General features: G+C 53.6%; 8 protein-coding genes. All 8 read right to left on the bottom strand.

Annotation, left to right across the window (positions count from 1 at the left end):
- Positions 1-1,319: outer membrane protein assembly factor BamA (bamA, locus tag P1U71_RS15460; protein WP_301106527.1), on the bottom strand; the 1,319-nt coding region annotated here is incomplete at its 3' end.
- A 63-nt stretch (positions 1,320-1,382) separates the two neighbouring features.
- Positions 1,383-2,534 carry an RIP metalloprotease RseP gene (rseP, locus tag P1U71_RS15455; RefSeq protein WP_301106526.1) on the bottom strand — a complete coding sequence of 384 codons (1,152 nt, stop codon included), beginning with the start codon at positions 2,532-2,534 and terminating at the stop codon, positions 1,383-1,385.
- Positions 2,535-2,560: 26 nt separating this feature from the next.
- Positions 2,561-3,763, bottom strand: a complete 1,203-nt coding sequence (gene dxr, locus P1U71_RS15450) for a 1-deoxy-D-xylulose-5-phosphate reductoisomerase (protein ID WP_301106525.1) — start codon at positions 3,761-3,763, stop codon at positions 2,561-2,563.
- Positions 3,763-4,578, bottom strand: coding sequence for a phosphatidate cytidylyltransferase (locus tag P1U71_RS15445; protein WP_301106524.1), 816 nt, complete (start codon positions 4,576-4,578; stop codon positions 3,763-3,765). Before P1U71_RS15445 ends, dxr begins: the two co-directional genes overlap by 1 nt.
- The gene (locus P1U71_RS15440; RefSeq protein ID WP_301106523.1) at positions 4,579-5,310 is read right to left on the bottom strand and encodes an isoprenyl transferase; all 732 of its coding nucleotides are present in this window, start codon (positions 5,308-5,310) and stop codon (positions 4,579-4,581) included. It abuts the gene before it with no gap.
- A 3-nt stretch (positions 5,311-5,313) separates the two neighbouring features.
- On the bottom strand, positions 5,314-5,871 hold the full coding sequence (gene frr / locus P1U71_RS15435) for a ribosome recycling factor (protein ID WP_301106522.1): 558 nt from the start codon (positions 5,869-5,871) through the stop codon (positions 5,314-5,316).
- A 73-nt stretch (positions 5,872-5,944) separates the two neighbouring features.
- Positions 5,945-6,661, bottom strand: a complete 717-nt coding sequence (pyrH, locus tag P1U71_RS15430; RefSeq protein WP_301106521.1) for a UMP kinase — start codon at positions 6,659-6,661, stop codon at positions 5,945-5,947.
- A 145-nt stretch (positions 6,662-6,806) separates the two neighbouring features.
- On the bottom strand, positions 6,807-7,730 hold the full coding sequence (gene tsf, locus P1U71_RS15425) for a translation elongation factor Ts (RefSeq protein ID WP_301106520.1): 924 nt from the start codon (positions 7,728-7,730) through the stop codon (positions 6,807-6,809).
- Between the last annotated feature and the right edge of the window lie 28 nt (positions 7,731-7,758).

Genomic DNA, 7,758 nt, shown 5'->3' with positions numbered 1-7,758 from the left:
TCCGTCGTGGAGAAGCCGGCACCGACGCTGAGCTCCCCTGTTGATTTTTCCTGCACATCAACATTGATAATTGTCTTGTCGGCGTCCGTTCCCTCATCCTGTGTCACATCAACCTTTTCAAAGAAATCAAGGCCGCGAACCCGCGATTGCGAAAGCCGCAGGAGGGCCGTGTTAAAGGCGTCCCCTTCAGCGAGCCTCATCTCCCGCCGGATCACATAGTCAAGGGTCCGGACGTTGCCCGTAATATTAATTCGCTCAACATAGACCCGTGGTCCCTTATTGACTTCGTACGTAACCGAAATTTTCAGGTTTTCACGATCACGGTCAATGCGCGGGCGTACATTTACGAACGCATAGCCGAGCTTGCCGAGTTCGAAGGTAATTTTCTGGATGGTGTCTTCTATCTTGTCGGCATTATAGGTCTCGCCTTCGATCGTCGTCACCTGCTCCATCAAGGATTCAGGCGAGACATCCTTGATCTCACTCTTGACGTCAATGGCGCCAAATTGGTATTTCGGACCCTCTTCAACGGCAAAAGTAATGAAAAACCCATCCCTGTCCGGTGTCAGTTCGGCAATGGCCGAGACCACACGGAAATCGGCATATCCTTTGGAGAGGTAGAATTTACGCAACAGTTCGCGGTCAAACGTCAGGCGATCCGGATCATAGGTATCCGAATCCGAGAGAAAATTATACCAGCGGGTTTCTTCCGTTGAAATCTCGCCCAGCAACTGGCTGTCGCTGAAATTCTTATTTCCGTAGAAGCGAATTTTCTTGATGCCCGTCTCTTCGCCTTCATTGATCTCAAAAACAAGATCAACGCGATTCTCCGGCAGCAGGATGACCTTCGGTTCAACGGTTGCGGCGAAGCGACCGCTGCGACGGTAAACCGTGATAATGCGCTGTACATCGTTCTGCACCCTTGCACGGGTATAGACAATACGCGGCCGGAGCTGGATTTCCGACGTTAGCGTCTCGTCTTCAATACGGCGGTTCCCCTCGAACGCGAGACGGTTGATAATGGGGTTCTCAACGACATCCACGATCAGCACCGTTCCGTCCTGGCGGATGGAAACATCCGCGAACAAGCCGGTATTAAAGAGCGCCTTGAGCGATCGGTCGACACGGGACCGATCATAGGGCGTTCCGGCGGTCACAAGCAGATAGGATTTTACAGTGTCATCCTCGATCCGCTGGTTACCCTCCACCCGGACTTCGGAGATAATAATTGATGATTGCGCGTAAACATGCGGGCTGATCGACAGCGTCGCCGAGAGCGTTGCAAATGCGAACACCGCAAGTAATACAAAAACGCGCAAAATCCCACCCCCCTGAGCGGACAGCCTCAATTAACGTCGATCAGTTTTATCAGACCTGTCCTGTCAGGAAAACATGCCTGTGAAAAAATCTTTTACCCACGGTTTGTTGATGTCATTCCATGTGGCAAATACCATTAGCATCAGTACGAGCGATAGTCCAATTCTGAAACTAAAATCCATGGCTTTTGCGGAGGGTGGTTTGCCGCGTACGGCCTCATAGGCGTAAAAGGCGAGATGTCCGCCATCGAGCATCGGAACCGGAAACAGATTAATCAGGCCGAGGCTGATGGAGACAAAGATCATAAAGTTGAAGAGTGACAGGGCGTTATCAAGCAACCCCTCCCCCCTTTTTGCCGCATCGCCGGACATCTTAAGAATGCCAAGCGGGCCGCTCAGCTCCTTCGTGTCCCGTGTTCCGGCGAACATCTGCCCAACGCCTTTCAGCGTTGCCGTGGTGATAAACCACGTCTGATCGATGGCACTCGTAAAGGCGCTGATAGGACCGTGTTTTACAAACTCCCGCCCCGTTGAGACGATTCCGAGGCGGCCAATGCGTTGCACATTGCCATCGGCGTCAATTTCTTCAACAATATGTGGCGTGACGGATACATCAACAATACGCCCTCCGCGATCAACTTTCATCTTGAGAGGTTCATCAAGTCCGACAAGAACGGTTCGGCGCAGCTCCTCAAAACTGCCAATCTCCGAGCCATTCACGGACAACACACGATCACCGACTTCAATCCCGGCTTCCGCCGCTGCGCTCTCTGCCTGCACCTCACCAGCGACCGGCGGGGTCTGCGCCTGACCAAGCGCCATAAAGAGGATCGCCATGGCGACAATCGCAAAGATGAAATTGGCCGCCGGACCGGCGAAAACAACGGCGGTGCGCTGAAGTAGCGATTTATGATGGAAGCTGACTTTCTTCTCTTCTTCGGACATGTCATCGACATCGTCCGACGCATCACTTGCCACGCCGGCGTCCCCGTGAAACTTGACATATCCCCCAAACGGAACAGCACAGACTTTCCACCTGCATCCATTTTTATCATATCGCCCCCAGAGTTCGGGACCGAAACCGATCGCGAAGGCGTCCACTTTAACGCCACAAAGACGCGCCACCTTGTAATGCCCATACTCATGGACAAACACAAGAACCGTGATAACGACGACAAATGCCGGGATGTATATCCAGTTTTCAATGAGAAAATTCATGTAACTCTACCGCTTTCGATTTCCGCTTAGATTGACGCTATGACGGTGCGCGCTATTTCCCGGCTTTGCCTATCGCATTCAAATATATCCTCAATCGAGGCCAGTTCGACAAGCTTTGCGCGGGTCAGGCATTCCTCGACAACCGCGGCAATATCCAGAAATCCGATCTCTCCGCTCAGAAAGCCTTGAACCGCCACTTCATTAGAGGCATTTAAGGTCGTTGGCGCCGATTTTCCAGTGTTAAGCGCTTCGCGCGCAAGCCTGATGGCCGGGAATCTAACAGTATCCGGCTCACAAAATGTCAACGATCCGGTTTTTGCGAGGTTCAATCGCTCGGCGGGGAAACTATGCCGCTCCGGCCAACCGAGTGTGTAGGAAATCGGCGTGCGCATATCCGGCGCGCCCATCTGCGCCAGAACGGAGCCATCGCGATATTCCACCATGCTGTGGATAACCGACTGCGGATGAACGAGAATATCAATTTTCTCCGGCGCCACGGGAAACAAACGAACCGCCTCGATATATTCCAGCCCCTTGTTCATCATCGTCGCGCTGTCGATGGAAATTTTAGCACCCATGTCCCAGTTCGGATGCGCAAGCGCCTGCGCACGCGTCACGGACTTCATCTGATCGAGGGAGAAATCAAGAAACGGTCCGCCTGACGCTGTTAGCACCAACCGCTCCACACTATCGATCTGGTCAAAATCCAGCACCTGAAAGATGGCATTATGTTCGCTATCCACCGGCAGAAGCGTCGCCCCGTATTTTTTCACATCGCCCAGCACGAGATCACCACTGCAGACCAGTGCCTCCTTATTGGCGAGAGCAATGATGGAACCTGTCCGGATCGCGGCAAGTGCCGGCGCAAGACCCGCCGCACCGACGATAGCCAGCATGACCCAGTCCACTTTGCGGCCCGCCGCCGCGATCAGAGCCTCTCGCCCGGCCGCAACCTCGACACCGCTTCCGGCAAGGAATGATTTTAGTTCCGCGTATTTGCTCTCATCTGCGATAACCGCAAGGCCTGCGCCGAACTGCCGTGCCTGCTCCGCCAGCAGTTCAACATTCTCATTTGCCGTCAGCACATCGACCGAGAATTTACCCGGCGCGCCGGCGATGAGGTCGAGTGTACTCACCCCGACAGAGCCGGTGGAGCCGAAAATACTGACACGCCTTACATCGGATTTCGCGTTCGGAGACGTATTCGCTGCTGCGGCGCTCAAACTCATCACCAAACCCCATTTACTATCATGATAATTACCATCAACATTGGTGCCGTTAAGAACACGCCATCCAACCGATCCATCACACCGCCATGGCCGGGAATCAGATTGCTTGCGTCCTTGATCCCGAAATGTCGTTTCCAGGCGGATTCAGCAAAATCCCCCACTTGCGCCAGAATAGCACAGATCGCGCCAAGGCCCAGTACGCCAATTGTCGCAGCCTGCCCACCCATGAGGTAACGATTAACAAGATAGGCGACAATCATGGCAGAAATAATGCCGCCGATCAGGCCGGCCCAGGTTTTGTTGGGGCTGATGGAAGGGGCAATTTTGGGTCCGCCAATCGACTTCCCGCTGAAATAGGCGCCGATATCCGTCGCCCAGATAACAAGGAACAGGCCAAAGGCCACGGCAAAGCCCGCATCCGGGATACCGCGTAGCATGATAAGAGCAATGACCGGCAGACCGATACAGAGAGGGCCTGTCAGGGCCCAGATCATACGATCAGTTTTCTTGAGGAAAATTGCCGCCACTACCATTAAGACAGCCCCTGAGACAAGAACGATAATTCCTTGTAAAAAATATCCTTTTTGCACAAGGAACAGAGCGATGACAACGCTCGCCCCTGTTAGAAGCGTCGCCAGTCCCGGGGATTTTTCAAGCGAGGCATGGCACCATTCATACGCCATGATCGCCGCCGCACCGATCAGAAAGAGGAGAAAATAAACGCCGCCAAAATAGAGCGTCGCAATGGCAATAGGCGCAAGGACAAGGGCGGAAATCACCCGTTGCTGCAAGGAAGTCAGGGAAGAAAGAAGCACTTAAAGGGCCCCGTACCTGCGGCTCCGGCTTCCATATTCCCCCACCGCGGCAATCAGGTCCTGTTTCTTGAAGTCCGGCCAGAGTACATCCAGAAAGACAAATTCAGTATAGGCGCATTGCCAGAGCAGAAAATTGCTCAGCCGCTGCTCGCCGCTGGTGCGGATCAGGAGATCCGGCTCCGGCAGGCCCGTCGTTTCCAGATGGCGTGCGACCATATCCTCATCAATATCACCGGGAGAGAGCTCGCCAGCCTTGATCTTTTCGCCCAACGCCTGCATTGCGCCAACAATTTCAGCCTGACTGCCATAGCTGAGGGCAAGGGTCAGAACCAGCTTGTTATTATCCTTTGTCCGAACTTTCAGCTCTTCAATCAGTTCCTGAATATCTTCCGGCAACTTACTGGTATTCCCAATAAAATTAACCCGTATCCCGGCATCGCAAAGGGCTTTAATTTCCTTTTTGAAGAAGAATCGGAATAGACCCATAAGATGATTGATTTCCTCAACCGGTCGGCTCCAGTTTTCGGATGAAAATGCAAACAATGTCAGATAGCGGATGCCAAGCTCGTTACATCCTTTAAGCGCCTCTCGCACCGCTTCCGCCCCCTGCTCATGCCCGCGCAGCCGCTTCAGGGAACGCTTCACCGCCCAGCGTCCGTTCCCGTCCATGATAATCGCAACATGCTCCGGAATAATAGTTGCGCCGGTGTCGGCAGAGGGTACGACTGTCATGCGTCAGACCTGCATGATTTCCTGCTGCTTCTCTGACAGCATGTTATCGACATTTTCGACATAACTATCTGTCAGTTTCTGAATATCATCTTCCGCCTTCTTGCGATCATCTTCCGAATAATCCCCGTCTTTTTCCGCTGCCTTGGCATCATCCATGCCGTGGCGGCGAACATTGCGGATAGCGATTTTCGCATTTTCCCCATAGGTCGCAGCCACTTTTGCAAGTTCCGCGCGACGTTCCTCGGTCAGTTCAGGGATCGGAACCCGGACAATACCGCCGTCCACAACCGGATTGAGCCCCAGCCCGGAGTTGCGGATCCCTTTTTCGACGGCCTTGACATTGGTTGTATCCCAAACCTGAACACTCAGCATTCTCGGCTCCGGTGTGCTGACCGTGCCAACCTGATTGATCGGCATGGAAGCGCCATAACTTTCCACCATGACCGTATCGAGCAAGCTAGTATGCGCCCGACCCGTCCGCAGTCCCGCAAACTCATGCTTTAGCGCCTCAAGCGCTCCTTGCATGCGTTTTTCGAGGTCTTTCATATTTGGCGCCGCCATCTCTATCTCTCCTCCATCATCGGGACGGTTATCCCGACCTCTTCTTAACTATAAACCAGACGATATTATATCGCTAAACAACTTCTGTGAAACATCCTTCTTTTTTAAGGACGCGGGCGAAGGCCCCTTCTTCCTGAATGGAAAACACAAGGATGGGAATACTGTTTTCCCGCGCGAGCGAGATTGCCGCCGCGTCCATGACCTTGAGGTCTTTGGCCAGCACATCAAGATGCGAAAGTGTCTCATAGCGCTCTGCGTCGGTATGCTGGCGCGGGTCCTTGTTATAGACACCGTCCACATTCGTCCCCTTCAACAGGGCATCACACTTCATTTCCGCCGCCCGAAGCGCGGCGGCTGTATCCGTCGTGAAATAGGGATTACCGGTTCCGGCCGCGAATATTACAATCCGGCCTTTTTCAAGGTGACGTTCCGCGCGGCGGCGAATATAGGGCTCACACACCGCAGACATTGGAATAGCGGACAAAACCCGGCTATCCATGCCGAGGGCTTCAATCGCATTTTGAAGCCCGAGAGCATTCATCACCGTCGCCAGCATTCCCATATAATCCGCACTGGACCGGTCCATTCCCTTTGCCGTGCCGGAAACGCCTCGGAAAATATTTCCACCGCCAACAACCACGCACACCTCGACCCCCATATCATGGGCGACACCGATATCTTTTGCTATGCGGGAGACTGTCTCGACATCAATACCATATTGCTGGTTTCCAAGAAGTGCTTCACCGGAACATTTCAGGAGAACCCTGCGATACTGAGGCTTATCAGACATATTCTTCCCCACAACTCGTACATATGGTTAATGGCATCGGCAAGACAGCATACAGAAAAAGTATGATTTGAAAAGCCGCGAAGCCGCACATAAAAATATGGCGGCCTCTGGTGGAGACCGCCATAAATTCATCATCACACCGCGCTTATTGTACTGCGGCGGCGACTTCGGCTGCGAAGTCGCTTTCTTCCTTCTCGATCCCTTCGCCAACGGCGTAGCGGACCATGCCGACAACTTCGATCGGGCTGCCAATTTCCTTGGCAACATTCTCGATCGCGGCCTTGACTGTATTTTCGCCGTCAATCACGAAAGTCTGTTCCAGAAGGACAACGTCCTTGTAGAACTTGCTGAGGCGGCCTTCGACCATCTTGGCGATAATCTCTTCGGGCTTGCCGGATTCGCGGGCCTGCTGGGAGAGAACCGCACGCTCACGATCAACCGCCGCCGGATCGAGATCCGCCACGCTGATTGACTGCGGGCTCGTTGCGGCAACATGCATGGCAATCTGCTTACCGAGGGCCGCGAGCGCTGCTGTATCGCCTTCGCTTTCGAGGGCGACCAGAATACCGATCTTGCCAAGGCCGTCGGTTACAGAGTTATGCACATATGTCGCGACAACACCGTTCTTCACGCTAAGTTGTGCCGCCCGGCGAAGCGCCATGTTTTCACCAATTGTGGAAATGGCTTCAGTCAGTTTTGCCTCGACAGTGTCAGAACCACCGGGGAAAGTATCCGCCTTGATCTGATCGACGTTACCACCTTTTTCAGCAGCAACCGCCGCAATACCGCTTACCAGTTTCTGGAAATCTTCGTTACGGCCAACAAAGTCAGTCTCGGCGTTTACTTCAACCACCGCGCCGGAGGTGCCACTTGCGGCAACGCCAACAAGACCTTCCGCCGCAACACGGCCGGATTTTTTCGCCGCCGTGGCGAGACCTTTGGTCCGCAGCCAGTCGATCGCTGCGTCCATGTCGCCATCCGTTTCCTTCAGCGCTTTCTTACAATCCATCATGCCCGCACCGGACCGAGTGCGGAGTTCTTTAACCAGTCCCGCTGTAATAGCAGTCATCATTCATCCTCGCGTTTGATTTCTTAAA

It is taken from the genome of Sneathiella sp., assembly GCF_029233945.1.
GTDB lineage: Bacteria > Pseudomonadota > Alphaproteobacteria > Sneathiellales > Sneathiellaceae > Sneathiella.
The sequence above is the reverse complement of the archived record's forward strand: the minus strand, read 5'-3'. Positions and strand labels throughout refer to the sequence as shown.